16 protein-coding genes are annotated in these 18,305 nt (G+C 63.8%); 4 read left to right on the top strand and 12 right to left on the bottom strand.

The genetic code is table 11. The features are described from left to right. Positions 1-14: 14 nt before the first annotated feature. Genes R9B84_RS22585 through R9B84_RS22575 form a run of 3 tightly spaced genes read right to left on the bottom strand, consistent with a single transcriptional unit; the run spans position 15 to position 4,751 of the window. Positions 15-1,091: a hypothetical protein gene (locus R9B84_RS22585; protein ID WP_423762325.1), complete on the bottom strand. Its 1,077-nt coding sequence runs from the start codon at positions 1,089-1,091 to the stop codon at positions 15-17. Beyond that, a complete protein-coding gene (locus R9B84_RS22580) occupies positions 1,088-3,814 on the bottom strand; it encodes a toxin VasX (RefSeq protein ID WP_423762324.1) in 2,727 nt (908 codons plus the stop codon). Before R9B84_RS22580 ends, R9B84_RS22585 begins: the two co-directional genes overlap by 4 nt. 10 nt (positions 3,815-3,824) lie before the next feature. Further along, positions 3,825-4,751: a hypothetical protein gene (locus tag R9B84_RS22575; RefSeq protein WP_423762323.1), complete on the bottom strand. Its 927-nt coding sequence runs from the start codon at positions 4,749-4,751 to the stop codon at positions 3,825-3,827. A 201-nt stretch (positions 4,752-4,952) separates the two neighbouring features. Here R9B84_RS22575 and R9B84_RS22570 point away from each other — a divergent pair, with 201 nt between their 5' ends. Next, complete coding sequence (locus R9B84_RS22570) at positions 4,953-5,093, top strand: hypothetical protein (protein WP_423763588.1); 141 nt, start codon at positions 4,953-4,955, stop codon at positions 5,091-5,093. 83 nt (positions 5,094-5,176) lie between these two features. Here the strand turns inward: R9B84_RS22570 and R9B84_RS22565 are convergent, their stop codons facing one another. The 9 genes from R9B84_RS22565 to R9B84_RS22525 all read right to left on the bottom strand — a co-directional run bounded on the left by R9B84_RS22565 (position 5,177) and on the right by R9B84_RS22525 (position 14,531). Next, the gene (locus tag R9B84_RS22565; RefSeq protein ID WP_423762322.1) at positions 5,177-5,776 is read right to left on the bottom strand and encodes a dual specificity protein phosphatase family protein; all 600 of its coding nucleotides are present in this window, start codon (positions 5,774-5,776) and stop codon (positions 5,177-5,179) included. Positions 5,777-5,789: 13 nt separating this feature from the next. After that, a complete protein-coding gene (locus R9B84_RS22560) occupies positions 5,790-6,284 on the bottom strand; it encodes a hypothetical protein (RefSeq protein WP_423762321.1) in 495 nt (164 codons plus the stop codon). Next, on the bottom strand, positions 6,281-7,423 hold the full coding sequence (locus R9B84_RS22555) for an MGDG synthase family glycosyltransferase (protein WP_423762320.1): 1,143 nt from the start codon (positions 7,421-7,423) through the stop codon (positions 6,281-6,283). Before R9B84_RS22555 ends, R9B84_RS22560 begins: the two co-directional genes overlap by 4 nt. 318 nt (positions 7,424-7,741) lie before the next feature. Then, entirely contained in the window at positions 7,742-8,920 is a 1,179-nt protein-coding gene (locus R9B84_RS22550; protein ID WP_423762319.1) for a hypothetical protein, read from the bottom strand. 234 nt (positions 8,921-9,154) lie between these two features. Further along, positions 9,155-9,658 carry an activator protein gene (locus tag R9B84_RS22545; RefSeq protein ID WP_423762318.1) on the bottom strand — a complete coding sequence of 168 codons (504 nt, stop codon included), beginning with the start codon at positions 9,656-9,658 and terminating at the stop codon, positions 9,155-9,157. Positions 9,659-9,779: 121 nt separating this feature from the next. Next, positions 9,780-10,604 carry an OmpW/AlkL family protein gene (locus tag R9B84_RS22540; RefSeq protein ID WP_423762317.1) on the bottom strand — a complete coding sequence of 275 codons (825 nt, stop codon included), beginning with the start codon at positions 10,602-10,604 and terminating at the stop codon, positions 9,780-9,782. A gap of 72 nt (positions 10,605-10,676) precedes the next feature. Continuing rightward, positions 10,677-11,930 carry a DUF2957 domain-containing protein gene (locus tag R9B84_RS22535; protein WP_065501256.1) on the bottom strand — a complete coding sequence of 418 codons (1,254 nt, stop codon included), beginning with the start codon at positions 11,928-11,930 and terminating at the stop codon, positions 10,677-10,679. Between the two features lie 71 nt (positions 11,931-12,001). After that, entirely contained in the window at positions 12,002-13,615 is a 1,614-nt protein-coding gene (locus R9B84_RS22530) for a DUF2957 domain-containing protein (protein WP_423762316.1), read from the bottom strand. A 619-nt stretch (positions 13,616-14,234) separates the two neighbouring features. Beyond that, positions 14,235-14,531, bottom strand: a complete 297-nt coding sequence (locus R9B84_RS22525; RefSeq protein ID WP_047902505.1) for a cupin domain-containing protein — start codon at positions 14,529-14,531, stop codon at positions 14,235-14,237. A 434-nt stretch (positions 14,532-14,965) separates the two neighbouring features. On the opposite strand from R9B84_RS22525, the gene R9B84_RS22520 reads away from it, so the two are divergent. The 3 genes from R9B84_RS22520 to R9B84_RS22510 all read left to right on the top strand — a co-directional run bounded on the left by R9B84_RS22520 (position 14,966) and on the right by R9B84_RS22510 (position 18,253). Further along, positions 14,966-15,910, top strand: a complete 945-nt coding sequence (locus R9B84_RS22520; protein WP_423762315.1) for an ABC transporter ATP-binding protein — start codon at positions 14,966-14,968, stop codon at positions 15,908-15,910. 5 nt (positions 15,911-15,915) lie between these two features. Further along, positions 15,916-16,677, top strand: coding sequence for an ABC transporter permease (locus R9B84_RS22515; protein ID WP_096473561.1), 762 nt, complete (start codon positions 15,916-15,918; stop codon positions 16,675-16,677). 151 nt (positions 16,678-16,828) lie between these two features. Then, positions 16,829-18,253, top strand: a complete 1,425-nt coding sequence (locus tag R9B84_RS22510) for an MFS transporter (protein ID WP_423762314.1) — start codon at positions 16,829-16,831, stop codon at positions 18,251-18,253. Positions 18,254-18,305: the final 52 nt, after the last annotated feature.

Genomic DNA, 18,305 nt, shown 5'->3' with positions numbered 1-18,305 from the left:
ACTAAGCACGTCGATCACGAGGCATTCGTTTTCGAGATCGGACGCCCTTTGGCATCGACCAGTTCATAGCCACGATCACCGGCATAGCGGTAGAAGACGTCCGTGCGCGATTTGACAGGCGTCGTGTCGAAGCCGCTCAAATCCGCATCCGGGGCACACAAGCGTTCCACCTCCTCGGGCCACCGGTAGGCGGCCCTCTTGCGTGCCACCCACCAGTCGATCAGCGGTCCTGTCGCAAACCAGTAGAGCAAGCGGACAAAGGGGCGACTGACATACAGGTCCCACCAATCCGGGTTGGGTGTGCTCACAGGAAAGCCGCTCGGTTTGTGTACACGGCCGAGTCTTCGCAAATGATCGTCGGGTTGAATCGCCTCCAGGCCGTGCTCCATGTAGCGACGGATGAATTCGAGCCGATCCAGATTGGTCCCCAAGGTCGTGCCGTCACGTGAGGCAAAATCACCTTCTAAATCGAATGGCCCACTGTAGATCTTGCGAATGAAGTTCTTGGATACCTTTCCAAATCGTAAACGTGGCTGGGGGAAGTAGAGATGAAGACGGAAGCGGCCATTCAACGTTTGTCCAATTTGAGTGAACGGCCGGATGTCTTGCCACCTCAGATGTAATGTTTGGTCACCCCATGGAATGTGTACGAGTTGAGCCTGGCGGTTAAAGCGATGTGATGGCGATATTGCACCTAGAGCTGAAAGCCTAAATATAATTCCATAGAATAATAGAAAAATTAAGTACGTCACGCTTGCCTGGATTAAATCAACCATATGGATTCTTTGATCAACGCCCCCTGTCTGGAAAAGTGAATACAAAACTGCCGCAAGTGTGAGATGATGTGCCAATGCGAAAAAGTACATAATCAGCGAACACTGACCTCGAATGAAATCCGGTTCGATATAACTCTCGTTGAACATGCGTGTATCGGACACGTCATCACTGAAACACACCCTGGGTGGCCACATCGCTATCGTGATACCCGGCAAACCGATATGGTCGCTTTTGGCACGAAGCGCCTCGATCTGTTTTTCGAAGCCCGCTGCATCCGTCGGCTGCAAGCTGGGATCGTGCTGAGTCGTACTCATAGGTAGTTGCTTGCCGGAAGTTTGTAATCGGGTTCGGTGAAGTGGTTTGGCCAATACTCGACTTTCGTCTGGCCGATCAAAGTATCGTTTGACAACGTGATGACCCCAACACCGTCTTGTTCAATCACCAGTTCTGGCGCGTCATAGGTCACGACACGACCCAACCCGCCGTGCACCTGCGTCAGTTTGTACTTGCTGATCTGTGACCTCCACCCCGGAAGAGTGATCGTAATGCGGCGCAGTTCTGCCACACCGGGAATCGTCAACGTCCCGACGGTATTGAGAACCTGCACGTCTGTCGTAATGGTTGGTTTGAGGAACAAAGTGTAGAACGCATGTAATTCCTCGATATCGTCCTTGTACGGCACTAACGGTTCGCGATTGAAGAAGCTACCACCACGTCTATTGCCCCAAACACTTCGGGATATCCACTCAACCACCGCCTGTTCGGCGGCCACGCGGTCATGAATAGCACGAGCAACTGAGTAGAGACCATCAAGCGCAAGTAACGTCCACCCTAGGGAGCCGGATCCCATCCCCGCAACAGCGAACGGAACGCGGGCAACCGAAACCTCGGCGGCAGCGAGTTTGGTTAGCCACTTTGGACCGACCTTACCGAGCACATAGAGGCCGCCTAGGCTGGCTGCCGTCCCTGCGACCGCGCCACTGACCACGTTCCATGCAGCCGAATTGCCACTTTCAGCACGTGCGCCAAAGATCCCGTCTTTGATAGCAAACACAAGCGCCGCAATTGCCGCCGATCCAATGGCCCAAAGTTCCAATCGGTTAGCCGATGCAATCAACACCTCCGCCGTCGCCCCTTGACCAGCTTCCGTCGCAAGATTCGCCAGTCGATTCCGATACACCTGCGCCATGAACAAACTGCTGGAACCGAGGCCGAGCACCTTACCGCCGGCGTCCAATGCGTTCGCCAAGGTCAAGCCATCCTCTTTGCCCAATGCGTTGAACGCCACGGCCGCGTTATAGGTAGACACCATAACGGCGAGGCCGCCGATGCCCACACGCGTGTTATGCGCCCGCCGAAGGTTGGCAGGTGCTTTCGCCATGTCGTTCAGCGCTTGTTGGACATCCTGCGTCTTGTAGAGCACGAGCATTTCGTTGGCTTTTTGGGCGACGGTGCGTGGTCGGAACCCCTCCCCGCCCTCGATCCCCAACTGTTTGCGGACCCAGGTTCCCGCGTCCTTCAACCTGACCGATACCGCGCCTGCCAATTGACCGTCCAGCGCTTCGAACGCAGGACGGTACGCGCTCGTCCAGAACTGCGCCGGGCTGCGCAGTTTGCTCCTGGCGACAAGCGCACCGATCATGGCGCTCAATTGCTGTGACGCGGCATCTGCCGGAATCGACTTCAACAGGGTCTGTGCACGCTCGATAACCGTGTCGTTGATGAGGCCACCAGCCACGGCACCACTGTTGCGCCAGTCCACCCAGTCGCCGACTAGCGGATTTCCGAGAACGAGGTCGTGCAGCCAACCCGTCAAGCCATCCGTCGTCACGCACTTCTGCAGGTATGCTTCGCCCTTCGGATGGTGGACCAGACCTGTCAATGTGCAGGCGCCGACTTGGCGCCTGTCGATAAAGTTCTCGATGTCCTTGTTTTCGTAAAGCGTCAGCAGCGTGGTATAGGCCGGCTTGACTGACTGAAATGCCTCCCACAAATCCACTGCAGCCACATCCACCGCTTTCTGAAGGCTGGCCAACCGTTTCGGATGTTGCTTGATGAACGCGTCATAAGCCTGATGGTCGGCGAAACGCATACGACTGGCGTAGCCGGCTTTGCCGCGCTGATAGGGATAATCCGCGTGTGTCCTGACGCCCCCTATCGTCACACTCGTCACTGCCTCGTCGATCGCACGCTGTCGAGCCGCATCGGCCAGCGACTCGATCATTCCCCAAACACGTAGTTTGCGCGCAGCCTCCGTCACGTAGGGTTCTTGATTCTGAAGCGCAGCGCCCACCAACTGGTTGAGATCCATCAGCATGCCTACTGGATCAGGCAGCGCCACCGCGAGCAGATCCACCTCCTTCTGAGGAAGCGCAGCAACCCGCATGGCATCAGCAACAGCTTGCCCTGCCGCCTTCTTCGGCAAGCTTGCGCTCCAGGGATAGACCTGTCCGGAAAGCTCCGGTAGCGCCTGCGGAAGGTGACCGGCAGCGAAGCAGTGGGCTTGCTTGCCACCGCGTGGTTTGATCTCGCGCATCAGCAAATCCCGCTTTGCTGAATCACGCTCTATTTCGCATAACGCGCGATGACTGAGCATGCTGTCGCTCACCATCAGCCACACCGAACCACTTGCCTGCTCCTTCGGAACAAGCACATACGGCCGGTCGCTGCCGCCGTCGATTCGTGCATCGCGCCCCGGGACATCACCCTGATAGTCCTTCTCTGTCCACCACAAGGCGATAAAACGTCCGTTTTCGGTCACGCTGTATTGCCGCGTCCACAAACGCTTGTTCTTGAGGTAGCGGACATAGAGGTAGCATCCTGGCCGCAACATGCGAAGCCCCTGCTGCTTTCCCGCCGAAAGCGCCGGGTATGGACTGCTCAACCCGGTGCTCGCATGACACGGAGTGTCCGCCACGCCATATCGCAATGGATAGATGGGGATACCGTGCTCGCAAGGTGGCGGCGAGATGGCTTTGCCGACCTGTTTTTCGCTGGGATGATTCGGGCCTAACGCCTTGTCGTACTTGGTTGCCATAATCCTTCCCTTACACCGTCAGAGCGAGTGTCTTGAGCCGCGCTTCGGCTGCGAACAGTCGCTGCTTCCCATCCACCTGCCGCTGGATCAAGATGTCACGCAACGTGGCGTCCTTGGCAAACAGCTCGTGCGAATACCGGAAGCGCAGTTCCATGTAATGGCGCACGTCGCGCTCCGTGGTGAGCGCCAGTTGGTCGGTCGCTTCGTTGGCAAAGTGGGCCAGATACCGCCATAGCACCGGCTCGTTATCCGGATGGTCGTAGGCCGGAAAGCGTTGACGGAATGCGCGGGCGCAGTCGCGCATGAACCACGCAAGGCTGGCTTGATCGAGTGCGATCTCGTCGTCCACCGTCAACGCGACAGGCCCTTCGGGCACTGATGTCGGGCGATCGGTAGCCGGCGCATCGGCAAACAGACACTCACCCGTCTGCCCGTCGCCCGTATACCAAATGAAGCGTTTTATAGGGCCGAACAGTTCGGACAGGCGATCCGCCGGCAACCCTTCGCAGAGTTCTTCGAGTGGTCGCCCGGCATGCAGGCCGAAGCCGATCGGAAAACCATCGGATGCCGTCAACGAACGCAATCGTTGGAGGTGGTACACCAAAACGTCTTCTTCGTCGGGGCCCAACAGGATCAATCCGGCCTGCTGGCGTAGCCAGCATTCGACGGCATGTGCATAGAGCGGCTCGTCAAGGGGAACCAGCAGCGGCCCCTGACGGTAGCCCGGGATGCCATACTCCCAGGCGGTATCGCGCCAGATCCAGCGATAGTCGAACCGATTGGTAACGGCCAGCACGTCTTCTTCCAGCGTTTCGCTGTAGGCACCGCTCAGGCAAAGCCACGGACGTGCCCCCTGCGTCAACGACGTCCAGTTCGTACGTGGCAGTGCTTCCACTACCCGGCGTGGCCATTGCTGCAGTTCAAGCTTCGTGATCATCAGGCTTCCCCTTTGCCTGTCCCGCTATAGCGGATAGCGTCGGCGCCTCTTGGGCGGGGATCAAAAGTACCGGGCAATCGCCTTAACGTCTATCGGACGAATCTGAAATTCAACGGGCGATTTTCCCAAGCACCACCTAGCAGAAAACGAGCCTGCAACGACGCGTTTGCAACGGGCAATGAGCCTGGATGAAGTGAAACGATGCGCCAATCGACGATCGAGATCGCCGACAGGATTCGTGGCAAGCGGCCGCTCGCGCGTGTAGATGTGCCGTATTTCGTCGCGAACGGCGCGCTGGCGCGCAATGTTGCGAAGGCCGTGCGGCAGCCGGAAACCGTCTGATGACGGCGGGCGCGCCGCCCGTCTTCGACTGATGGACGAAACGCCGCTGACGATCACCGTCAGCGGCGTTTTTCATGTCCGGCTCAACCGTTGTTGACCTCTTGCCGCAAACGCTCGACGTCGACGTGCTTCAGGTAATTCGTGATGTTCTGCCAGATCGGATGGAACCCGTAGCCGCCGTGCTGCAGTTCGTCGAGCGCCTGCTCGCGCGTCCAGCCCTGGTACACCATCCGGTACAGCGCCGACACGAGGCCCGTGCGATCGGCGCCATGCTGGCAATGGATCAGCACCGGGCCGTCCTGGTCGGCGGAGCGCAGCGCCTTCAGCGCGGTAACCATATCTTCGTCGCGGATGTACCACGTGTTGATCCGGATGCGCTGCATCTTGATCTGCGTGCCGGCCAGGATGCTGTCGTCCGCGTGAAACGCGCGGAAGCTGATGACCTTGCGGATGCCGAGCTTCTGCAATTCCGGCACGTCTTCGCGCGAGAGCTGTGCGCTTCGGTACAACCTCGGCGTGATGCGATGCAGGTTGTTCACGCGCACGTCGGCAATGCTTTGCGCCCATTGGATCGGTCGGGCCGCGATCGGTCCGGCCGCAACGCCGGAAGCCGGGTCGGCGTATGCCGACTGTACGAGCCCGCCGAGCGTGACGGCGAGCACGGTAATGAAAGCGATATTCATGTCGGTCAAGTGTTCAGTGGAATGCGCGCTTGCGCTCGCGCGACAGGATGAACAGGACGATCGCGGCGGCGCTCATGGTCCAGTAGTCGGTCGGCGCCACACCCAGCCAGTGAATATGCCACGGCACGTTGGCGGGGTTGAACCGCGCAAGACCGTAGGCCGGATTCAGCACGAACCACAGAAAATCCTCGGTCAGCCAGAACATCATGATGCACGCGATGATGCGGGCTTCGATGCGCCACGACCAGCGTCCGTTGAACACGGGCGGCAGGTGGAAGAACAGCGCGACGAACGGGAACACCCACGCGTGGTACCCGGTCATCGGGCGCCCGCCCCAGAAGATATCGAGCAGCCAGTGATGCTCGATGCGCCAGGTCGGCAGGTTGGCGGCCCAGCCCGCGCTGCCCTCGATCTGGATCTCGACGTTCGCGAACAAGAACGCGAGCAACACGACCCACGCGACGACGAACAACGTATGGCGCGTCGGCACAAAACGCGCGACGCTCATGCGGCAGGCTCCAGGCCCAGCACGCGATCGAGCACGAAGCGTCCGGCCAGCGGCCGCCCGAGCGGAGCCAGACGGCGGCGCATGTCGGCCAGGCGCTCCGGCGTCTGCAGCAGCGCGCGGATCCGGTAGACGAGCGCATCGTCGTCGATGGCCTTCAGCGCGACGCCCTGTTCGAGCAGGAAATCTGCATTGCGCTCTTCCTGGCCCGGAATCGGCGAGTTGACGATCATCGGCAACTGCATCGCGAGACATTCGGACGTCGTCAGGCCGCCCGGCTTCGTGATGACGAGGTCGGCGCAGGCCATCAGGCGTTCGACCTGCTGCGTGAAGCCCTGCGGAAAGAGCCGGCCCGGATGCTTCGCGGCAAGCGTCTGCAGCGACGCGAGCATCGCCTGGTTCTTGCCGGCCAGCGCGATCAACTGGAAATCGGCGTCCATCTCCAGCAGCCGCGTCGCCAGCACGTCGAGCCCGCCGAGGCCCGCACCGCCGGACATCATCAGGAACGTCGGCCGTGCGGGATCGAGGCCGAACTCGGCCGCGCAGGCCGCGCGATCGAGCGGCTGGCCGAACGCCGGCATGATCGGGATGCCGCTGACGTGCACCGTTTCAGGCGCCATGCCGCGCGCGTGCATGCGCCATGCGATCTCGTCGTTGGCCGCGAAGTAACCGCGCATGTTCGGCACGACCCACATGCTGTGCAGGTCGAAATCGGTGACCTGCACCCACACCGGCGTGTCGACGCGCCCCTTGCGGATCTCGCGCGACAGCAGCTCGGCCGGCAGGAAGTGCGTGCAGACGATCGCGTCCGGGCGCTGCCGTTCGATCTCGGCGAGCAACTGCCGGCAATTGAGCCGCTCGATCGCGCGCCGGATTTTCTGCGACGGTGCGGCGGGATCGACCTCGTCGGTCTTCTGGTACAGGTAGCCCCACAGCGCCGGCTGGCTGCTGACGAGCTTGATGTAGAGATCCGTGTACAGCTTGCGGAAACCGGTGGAAACGAAATCCATCACATCCAGGTGCGTGGCTTCGATGCCGGCGGGATGGCTGTCGGCAAATGCGCGGATCGCTTCGGCCGCGCGGGTATGACCGGCGCCCGCGCTGACGCTCAGGAGAAGGATTTTCTTGTTTTGCTTTGACATCTGGCTGACCGTTTCGAGGAAGGTGATCCGGACGCGGGTTCGGCAGCAGCGCTCTCACGCAACTGCGTCTCGCGTCCGGCTTTCGACAAGCGTGGCGAAGCTTCGGCGGCGCAGGCGGTCGGGTACTCCGAATCGATCGATCGCCGGCATCGACTGCGGCATCATACTGCGTCCGGTCGATGCGGCCCGGATCTGTCGACGCCGCGCTGTCGGTCAGGTTGGCATGGCGCGCGGTCGGCGGGAGACGCCGACGGCATGACGGCTTGAGGGCGCCGCCGCTTGGCGCCCCACTCGCGCGTGCGAATGGGGCGCCGTATTTCAGCGCGAACGGGTGCTTGCGCGCGGGTCGTTTCGTTTCGTGTCACCAACGACTGCGGGTCGATCAGCCTTCCCCGCGTCTTCGCCGAACCGAGCCGTCACCACGGCCCGCGTCCGCATCCGCTTTGCGCGGACGATCGGATTCCATCGCGACGTCAGGCTCATCGCGTCGCGCAGGCGGTCGAACGCGACATCCTCCTTCGGCCCGAAGCGGCTGACCGCCGGCCACGCGAGCACGTGATCGAGCCACGCCTGCCATGTGTCTCCATGAAAACGGCGGCCGATTTCCCGCACTGCCTCCGGCGCCGCGATCACGATACCCGCCAGCAGGTAGTACGCCCAGAAGCTGCCCGCGCCGACGAGTCGGTCGAGCCGGCACACGGACAGCGCGGCAAGCAACCCGTCCACCGACGCGAGATCGGCGCGATGCGTGCGGATCGCCCGCGCGACGAGGTTGTGCTGACCGCCATACGCGGCAACGGACATCCCGTTGCCGGCGGCGAGCGTGGCCGAGAACATCGCGAGCGCCGCCATCTCGTCGATGCGTGATGCGTCGTCGCGCGGGCCGCATGCGCGGAGCACGATCGCGTCGATGATGGCACCGGGCCGGGCCGATGTTTCCGCACTCGTCGCCGCGATGACGGCCAGCTTTTCTCTCAGGTTCTTCGCAAGGGGCGGCTCGCCCTGCCCGTCTGTTTCATCTGCGGTGCATTCGCCAGCTTCGTCGTCGTTGCATTCGACACCGCCGGCAATCCGCGCGAGCGCGGCCCAGCCGACATCGGGATCGTCGAATGCGCATGCATCGATCACGCCGTGCGCGGTTTCGAACACGGCGCGCGAGCCGGGGCAACAACGTTCGGCTTCGGCGAGTTGCTGCGCGGAAGGCACATGCGAGCACGCGCCGAGCGGGTCGGTCGGGTCGCATGCGCAGCCGCCGCCATCCGTTGCGATCCACGGTACGAGCCGGTGAAGAACGGCCGCTGCGTCGCGAGACAGGCTCACCCCTGCCCGCATGCGTATCGCGTGTGACGCGCCGACTGTCGTGTCGCCGGCGTCGCCCGCCGCCACACATGCGGCAGCGTCGAGATGTTCGATCAGGTACTGCAACCACGCGGCCGTGCGCAGCCGGTCAGGCGTCGCGCCGCGGGCATCGCCATACTCTGCTGGGTCAGTAAGCATGGGGCGTCCGGGAGTGTTCTGGCCAATCGGAATGATGTTGTTTCAGTCGAATCGGTCGGCGCGGTACGCCGTGCCGACCTTGTATGTCCGCCCGCATCGGATCGCGACACGGGCGGCCAATCGGCCGTCGCGCCGATACGCGCGACGACACGAACGCATCGAAGCTGCGGAAACCCGCCGCGCATGCCTCACGGCCCTCGCGCGCGACGGGCGCCCCGCTTCGATCCGCGACGCTTACTGCACGTGGAACTTCGGCGACGTCGTGACCGTGCCGGACACCGTGCAATTCGGCGTCAACGCGGAGTTATTGAACGTCAGCGACGAGTTCGGATCGTTCCATACCGTTACCACCTTGCTCGGGCCGCACGCGCCGAGCAGCGTGACGTTCACGTGCACGTTATTGATCGTCAACTGCGTCGTGCTGTCAGCCTGGCCCGTCCACGGCGACGTGCTGCTCGCCGTGCCGCTGATCAGGCCGCAGGTGGCGCCGCCGGTAAACTGCGTCGACGTGATGTTGACGATGCCGGTCGACGTGATCGTGCCGTTGAACGTCGCGTTGCAGGATGCGGTAATCGATCCCTTGCTGAGGTTCGTGAGCCCCGATACGGAGAACGGTTCGCCGTTCGGGTTCATCGGCTGCCCGTCGGCACGCGAAACGGTGACTGCGAAAGCAGGCGCGGCCGAAACCGCGGTGAAAGCCACTGCAGCAACAAGCGATACGATTTTGCGAATGCTCATTTGAACTGCCCCCTCTCTTCACAAATGGCGGCACGCCGCCAGGAACGCGACTTCCCGGCCGGATTGGTCCGGCCAGCCGGTCGCAGGAAGCCGCCGGCACGCGTCATGCGCGCCGGACGGCTCAGAACTTGTAGGAAATCCCGACGAACGTGATCAGCGGATCGGCCTTCAGCCGCGTGCGCGTGGTCGCGAGCGTCGAACCGTCCGCGGCCTTGATCACGAGCGACGAGTAGGTCTTCAACGGCATGTACGTGAGCGTCGCCGTCAGCCCCCAGTGCTTGTCGATCGCGTAGCTCGCGCCGACGTTGTAGACCGGCGTGAACGACGAAGACGCCTTGCCCTCCACCGACGTCGCCCCCGGCTTGCCGGCGCCGGCCGCGAGCACGCTGCCGAGGTTCTCGTTGATGTCCTTCGCGAAGTTGCCGTTCAGCTCGATGTTGCTGAACCAGCTATAGGCCACGCCGATCCCGACGAACGGGCGGAACTTCGCCGTCGGTGCATTGAAGTAGTACTGCAGGATGATCGTGGGGCTCCACTGCCGCGCGTTCTTCACGGCCGGCTGGTTCGACGTCTTGTCCATGTCGACCGAGCCGAGCGAGCCGGCCGGGCCCGGCGGCCGGATCACGCCGTGGCCGGTCAGCGTGAACTCGGGCGGCACGCCGAGCACCGACGTCACCGCGATGTGGTCGGTGAAGAAGTGCGTGAGCGTGAGGCCGACGGTATCGGCATTGTTGACCGTCAGGCTCGTGCCCGGCGACGTGAACGACCCGGGCAGGCGCAGCGGCCCGTTGATCGGCATGTTCGCGAGATTCGTCGTCAACCCGTTGGTCGAATCCTGCGGCATGATGTGCAGCCAGCCCAGCGTCGCGACGTTGTCGCCCGCCTGCTGGGCCGATGCGAGCGTCGACATGCCTGCGACGACACCCGCGACAATCAGCTTCTTCATGAAGTCTCCCCTCATTCTGTCCGGGCGCCGCGCATCCGCGCGCGACGCCGCCGTGTCTCCGTCCGGGTGTGGTCACTGCACGAATGCGCCGACCGTGAAGTACGGATTGCTCGTATCGGCCATGTCGAGGAACCCGAACACGCCGCCGGTGAACACGAACTTGCCGGTCGCCGGGCCCGACGCCGCATCCGCATGCACGGTCGTGACGACGCCCGGCACCTTCTGCGTGAAGTCGAGGTTCAGCGCGCGCGTGAGCGCGGCCTGCGACGCGTTGAACGGATCGAGCAGCGTCGCCTGCGCGCCGATGAGCGCGGTCGCGCGGTAGTTGAACGCGCTGTCGACACCCGTGTACTCGCCGTTCTGCGAGCCCGGCGCGATCGCCGTCTGCGGGCCCAGGAACGAGATGCCCGATTCGTCGTCCGCGCTCGGCGGGCCCTGCGTCAGGTCCGCGTTCGCGGCACCGGTGCGAATGAAGACCGGCACGAGCTGGTTGCGCAGCTTGCCGACGATCAGGATCCCCTTGCCGGCCTTCGCCGGATCGAGCGCGGCGAGCGTCGGCGGAATCTGCGGCTGGTAGTTGAGCGACTGGAATGCCGGCGCATCCGGGCGCAGCGTGAACGGCTGGTTCACGGTCGCGCTCGACGCAAGCGGCTGCCCGCCGTTCTTCTTGCCGAAGTTGTCGGTCTCGACGTAGCTGCCGTCCGCGTTGATCGTCACCTTCTGGTCGAGCGCCACCGGCTGGAAGTTCTGCGACGGCACCTGGTGATAGCCGAGCTGGTTGTAGGTCCCGGCGATCTTCGTGAGATCGGTTTCCAGCGACGAGAAGCTGATGAACGGGTAGTACGGGAACGTCGTCTTCGGAATCTTGCCGACGCCGATCACGCCATCGAACTGGATCGTCGCACCGGGAATCGCGCCGCCCAGCACGCCCTCGCCGAGGAACAGCCGCGCAGGGCGGCTCGGGTCGAGGCTCGCGTTCTGCATACGGAACGTGCACTGGTTCAGCTTCACGGTCGGCAGGCCCGTTTCGTCGGCCAGCGTACCGTCGACGACGTTGGCCGGCGCCGTGTCGCGCGTCGGCTGCACGGTGCCTGCGGTAGTCGGCACCGGCGACGCGAGGTAGGTCATCCGGTACGTCATCTTCGTCGTGTCGAGCTGCACTTTTACGAGCTCGCCCGACCCTGACCCGCCGATGAACACCGTGTTGTAGTCGATCGTCTGCGGGCACAGCCGCACCACCGGTGCGGGCGGCGGGTCGCCGTCGCCGCCGCACGCAGCCAGCACGGGCGCGAGCGAGGCCGCGGCCATCCATTGTTTCAAATTCATAGGAATCCTCTTGAAATTCGTTTCGCCGGCGGCGACGCATGCGCCGCCGGTGCGACTGGTTCAGTGCGCGGTTACTGGACGAACGCGCCGACCGTGAAGAACGGGTTGACCTGGCTGTTGTTGACGACCATGGCGTAGACGTTGCCGGCCGTCACGATCCAGCCCGTGTCGCCCTTCTTGAAGATCGCGACGTTGCCGCTTGCGCCTTGCGCGTTGAAGTCCTGCGTGGCCGTGACCTTGATCTTGCCGGGCGTGGCCTGCGTATAGTCGAGCGCGAACTGCGAGCTCACCGACGACGTCTGCGGATCGATGAACGCCGCGGTATTGCCCTGGAACAGCGTGGACGTGTAGTTCGCCGAGATCGTCGAGACGGCGGTGCCGTCGTTGCAGCTGCCCGCCTGCGCCAGGAAGAAGGTGCCGTTGAAACTGCCGGGCAGATCAGGGTGCGGCACGTTGTTGTTGAAGCTCGGGCCCGAATTCGCGACCGCGAACGTCGCGGTGCTGGGCGCCACGACACCACATGCGGACGCGCTCGTTGCTCCGATGAAGCCGCCCTTCAGCGAGTTTGCCGCGATGGCGGTGGTCGACGAGAGCATCGAGATCCCCACTTCGGCATCGGCGACCGACGCCAGCGCATTGCTCGAATCGACATGCGTGTAACCGACTCGAATCACGACCGGCACCCGCACACCGTTCAGCTTGCCGACGATCATGATCCCCTTCGCCTGGCTCGGCGTCGCGATCACGAGGCCCGGCGCCTGACCCGCCACCGGATACGAAACCGCACCGAACTGGTTCGCCACCGCGTTGCTCACGAACACGTTGTCGGCCGATCCGTCGGCGTTCTTGCGCAATGCCCACGGCGACCCGGTGGTCTGGCACGAGTAGTCGCTATTCTGGGTGATCGTGCACGAACCGTCCGCATTGAGCGTCTGGTTCCAGTTGACCACGTCCGGCTCCCAGCCGACCGCCCCGCTACTGCTCTGGGCGCTGCCGCCGACGGGCGACAGGTGAATGCCCACTTCGTTGTAGTTGCCCGCGACCTTCGTGAAGTCGGTTTCCGTTTCGACAAAGCCGATGAACGGATAGAAATCGAACGTGCGCGACGGCACCACGCCAAGGACGAGACCCGGAATCGGCTCGAGGCCCGCGAACGCGATCGTCGCCCCCGGAATCCCGCCGCCAACCACGCCATTGCCGACGAACAGCATCGGCGGATCGGTACGCTTGATCGTCACCGAATACGCGCCGTCGCTGGTCGCGCCGCTGTCGAGCACGAACGCGCAGCGGTTCTGCTCGGCGGTCGGAAGATTGGTCGGATGATGGAACGCGCCGCTGATCGTCAGGCCCGCACGTGTGTTGTTGACTTGCCCTGCCGACGTCGGCACCGACGATTCGATGAACTGCATCTGGTAAGTGAGCTTCGTCGTGTCGAATTTCACCTTCACGTACTCGCCGCTGCCGGCGCCGCCCGTGTAGGTCGTCGTGTAATCGAGCGAATCCGGACACAGCTTCGTCACGACGGGCGGCTGCGTGATGGGGCCGCTCGGCCCGCATGCGCTGCCGGAGCACTGCGGCACGTTGATCGGCCCCGGATCGTCACCGCCGCCGCAGCCGGCGATGAACGGCATCGCCAGTACCGCGCACGACAGGATCGCCTTCCGCCATTCAGGAATGCAAATCATCAACCCCTCCTTTTCGGGTACGACAGGTCTCGCCCGGACGGGCTGCATGGCCCGCCGGTTGGTATCGCGCCGCCGCACGAACGCGCGGCGCATGATGGTGTTCGCCATGCAACCGCCCCGCAGCTCATGCACATGCGACGAAAGCCGCGGCGGCAGACAAACGCTCTCCCGCGGCGCCGTCATGCGGCACGGCGCCGTCGGAACGATCAAAACGGAAAGTGGTTCGCCGCTACACGGCGATGCGACAACGCAGGCGGGCGACCTGCGTCGCGCCTGCATTCAGCGAAAAACCGGGAAAAGGCAGTCCGACTGGCCCCGCGGATACGCGTCGCATGAATTGGTCTCCGTACGTACGCTTGATTCGTTATCGTGATGCGTCGTTTGTCGAGACTATGATCGGACCATTCAAACAAGTAAATGGATGCAGAGTTCCAAACGAACGGAACCGCGCGATCCTAGTGTTTTCACGGTGCTTGACAGTTTTTCAAACGGCCTTCAATTTATTTGCTCAGACAAATAGATGGCCCGCGCGACGGCCTGGCGCGGCGGGCCGCTTCCCGCGCCGGGCGGGCAAGCGAGCCGGCCCGCAGGCGGCCTCGCCGACGCGGCCGCAAAAGCCTTACACGTCGATGATCGCGAGCGTGCCGTGGCTGCCGGGCAGCACCGCGTGGCGCGTGCCGGCAAGCGCGAGATACATCTGCCCGGCCTCGACCACGACCGTCTCCGTGCCGACTTCGAGCATCAGTTGGCCGTCGAGCACCAGCAGCCCCTCGTTGTAGTCGTGCACTTCCGCTTCGTAAGGCTGCGCATCCATGCGCAACACCTTGATCCTGGCCGGCCCGACCTCGCCGACGATCGTGGATTTCCACGCGACGGCCTGCGCGGCCGCAACGGATTTGAAATCGATCAAAGACATTCGCGCCGCTCCGTAAACCGTGAAAGGAACGCATTATCGCGAGCGCCAGGCATGCCGTCCCGGTACGGCGTGAAGGCGTTCGGGCAGCACAGTCGGCGGGCCGGCCGCCGCGCGGCGGCGAGACAATGCGGTCGCCGCCCGATTCGCCGAAAACGACACCCATTGTTCGCGCAATTCAAATAAAGAACCGATTTATCGAGCGACGCCTGATCATTTCACGCAAATTCGGCTCCGGTATCGCACGGCCTTTCCACCAGAATGCATTTCCATCTACCGATTGCTAATATGGCGGTCCCGCGATCCCGCATCACAACGCCGTTCGACATGACGCCCGTTCGCCATGCCGTCCCCGATCCCGACCGCTTCGCAGCGGCGACGACGCCGGGAACGCGCGGCACACACCGTCGCGCCGGCCGGCCGTGCCATCCGTGAGCATGCAACCGATCCTTTCCGTCTCCGACCTCTCCAAGACTTACGCGTCCGGCTTCCAGGCGCTGAAGCACGTGACCCTCGACATCCGCCCCGGCGAGATCTTCGCGCTGCTCGGGCCGAACGGCGCCGGCAAGACGACGCTGATCGGCTCGATCTGCGGCATCGTCACGCCGACCGCAGGCCGCGTGACGGTCGGCGGCCACGACATCCGCGATCAATACCGCGCGGCCCGCGAAATGATCGGCCTCGTGCCGCAGGAGCTGACCACCGACGCGTTCGAAACCGTCTGGGCGACCGTGTCGTTCAGCCGCGGCCTGTTCGGCAAGGCGCCCGATCCCGCGCATATCGAGAAGACGCTGAAGGCGCTGTCGCTGTGGGACAAGCGCGACAACAAGCTGATGACGCTGTCGGGCGGGATGAAGCGCCGCGTGATGATCGCGAAGGCGCTGTCGCACGAGCCGCGCATCCTGTTCCTCGACGAGCCGACGGCCGGCGTCGACGTCGAGCTGCGCCGCGACATGTGGAAGCTCGTCGATTCGCTGCGCGAAAGCGGCGTGACGATCCTGCTGACCACGCACTACATCGAGGAAGCCGAGGAAATGGCCGACCGGATCGGCATCATCCTCGGCGGCGAGCTCGTGCTCGTCGAGGAAAAGCGCGAACTGATGCGCAAGCTCGGCAAGAAGCAGCTCACCGTGCATCTCGAGCATCCGCTCGCGGACGTGCCGCCCGCGCTCACGCCGTTCGGGCTCGAACGCGCGGACGACGGCGCCGCGCTCGTCTACACGTACGACTCGCAGCGCGATGACGCGAGCATCGCAACGCTGATCAACGCGCTCGGCTCGGCCGGCATCGGCTTCCGCGACCTGCACACGACGCAGAGTTCGCTCGAGGATATTTTCGTCAGCCTGATCGACAACCGCCGCAACGGCGTACAAGGAGCCTGACGCACATGAACCTGCAAGGAATCCGCGCGATCTACCGCGCAGAAATGGCCCGCACGCGCCGCACGCTGATGCAGAGCATCATCGCGCCGGTGATCTCGACGTCGCTGTATTTCGTCGTGTTCGGCTCCGCGATCGGCTCGCGCATCAGCGACGTGAACGGCATCGGCTACGGGTCGTTCATCGTGCCGGGCCTCGTGATGCTGTCGCTGCTGTCGCAAAGCATCTCGAACGCGTCGTTCGGCATCTACTTCCCGCGCTTCACGGGCACGATCTACGAGATCCTGTCCGCGCCCGTGTCGTACTGGGAGATCGTGATCGCCTACGTGGGCGCGGCCGCGTCGAAGTCGATGCTGCTCGGCGTCATCATCCTCGCGACGGCCGGCCTGTTCGTGCCGCTGCATATCCTGCATCCGTTCTGGATGGTGCTGTTCCTCGTGCTGACGGCGGTCACGTTCAGCCTGTTCGGCTTTGTGATCGGCATCTGGGCCGACAGCTTCGAGAAGCTGCAGCTCGTGCCGCTCCTGATCATCACGCCGCTCACGTTCCTCGGCGGCAGCTTCTATTCGGTCGACATGCTGCCGCCCGCGTGGCGCATCATCACGCTGTTCAACCCGATCGTGTACCTGGTCAGCGGCTTCCGCTGGTCGTTCTACGGGCTCGCCGACGTGCACGTGTGGATCAGCCTCGCCGCAACCGGGCTGTTCCTCGTGATCCTGCTCGCGATCGTCGCGTGGATGTTCCGCACCGGATACAAGCTGAAGAACTGACGCATCGCGCGCCGCCCGCCGATGACGCATTTGGGCAAGCAGGCGGCGCTTTTCCTCTGATGTGGCATTTTGTGGTCGCGTCTACTGAATACCGAAGCACCGGGGCCTTGGAGCATGCGCTGCGAGGCCCCTTTTCATTTCAGAGGACGCCATGCCCGCCGCCACCGCTCCCGCCTCCGCCGCCGCCCGGCTCGAACGCCTGCCGTTCTCCGGCTATCACAAGCGGATCTTCTTCATCATCGCAATCGCGTTCTTCTTCGACTCGGTCGACCTCGGCACGATGACGTTCGTGCTCGGCTCGATCCGCAAGGAGTTCGGTTTGTCGACCGCGGCCGCCGGCCTCGTTGCGAGCGCAAGCTTCTTCGGGATGGTGCTCGGCGCGGCCGTCGCCGGCCTGCTCGCCGACCGTTTCGGCCGCCGGCCCGTGTTCCAGTGGAGCATGGTGCTGTGGGGCGCCGCGTCGTACCTGTGCTCGACCGCGCAGAGCGTCGACGCGCTGATCGTCTACCGCGTGCTGCTCGGGATCGGGATGGGCATGGAATTCCCGGTCGCGCAGACGCTGCTGTCCGAATTCGTGCCGACCGAGAAACGCGGCCGGCTGATCGCGCTGATGGACGGCTTCTGGCCGCTCGGCTTCATCACGGCCGGCATCGTCGCGTACTTCGTGCTGCCGCAGTTCGGCTGGCGCACGGTGTTCGCGCTGCTCGCGATTCCCGCGGTGTTCGTGCTCGTCGTGCGCCGCATCGTGCCCGAATCGCCGCGCTGGCTCGAGCATGCGGGCCGGCACACGGAAGCCGACACGGTGATGCACACCATCGAGGCGAAGGTGATGCGCTCGGCCGGCGTCACGACGCTGCCGCCGCCGTCGCGGCTCGCCGAACCGGTGGCCGCACGCAGCAGCGGCGCGCTGCGCGAAATCTGGAGCGGCGTGTACCGCCGCCGCACGGTGATGGTGTGGCTGCTGTGGTTCTTCGCGCTGCTCGGCTTCTACGGCCTCACGTCGTGGCTCGGTGCGCTGCTGCAGCAGGCCGGCTTCGAGGTCACGAAATCGGTGTTCTACACGGTGCTGATCTCGCTCGGCGGCGTGCCGGGCTTCCTGTGCGCCGCGTGGCTCGTCGAGCGCTGGGGGCGCAAGCCGACCTGCATCGCATCGCTGATCGGCGGCGGCGCGATGGCGTATGCATACGGCCAGAGCGCGCTGTACGGCGGCAGCATGGCGCTGCTGATCGGCACGGGCCTCGCGATGCAGTTCTTCCTGTTCGGGATGTGGGCCGCGCTGTACACGTACACGCCCGAGCTGTACGGCACCGGTGCGCGCGCGACGGGCTCGGGCTTCGCGTCGGCGATCGGGCGCGTCGGCTCGCTGATCGGGCCTTACGTGGTCGGTGTCGTGCTGCCCGTGTTCGGCCAGGGCGGCGTGTTCACGCTCGGCGCGCTGTCGTTCATCGCGGCCGCGATCGCCGTGTGGACGCTCGGGATCGAGACGAAAGGCCTCGCGCTGGAGCAGTTGGCGGCGGGCGACGGAGCCGCTGGCAGCGGCCGGTATCCGGCTGCGGCAGCGGACAAGGTGTCCTGATCCGCGGATCGGATGGCGGTTTTCTTTCCGGCCGGGATGGTGTTCGGCGCTG

Source organism: Burkholderia sp. NLJ2 (assembly GCF_049487195.1).
Lineage (GTDB): Bacteria > Pseudomonadota > Gammaproteobacteria > Burkholderiales > Burkholderiaceae > Burkholderia > Burkholderia pyrrocinia.
This window is presented reverse-complemented; position numbering and strand designations above follow the sequence as displayed.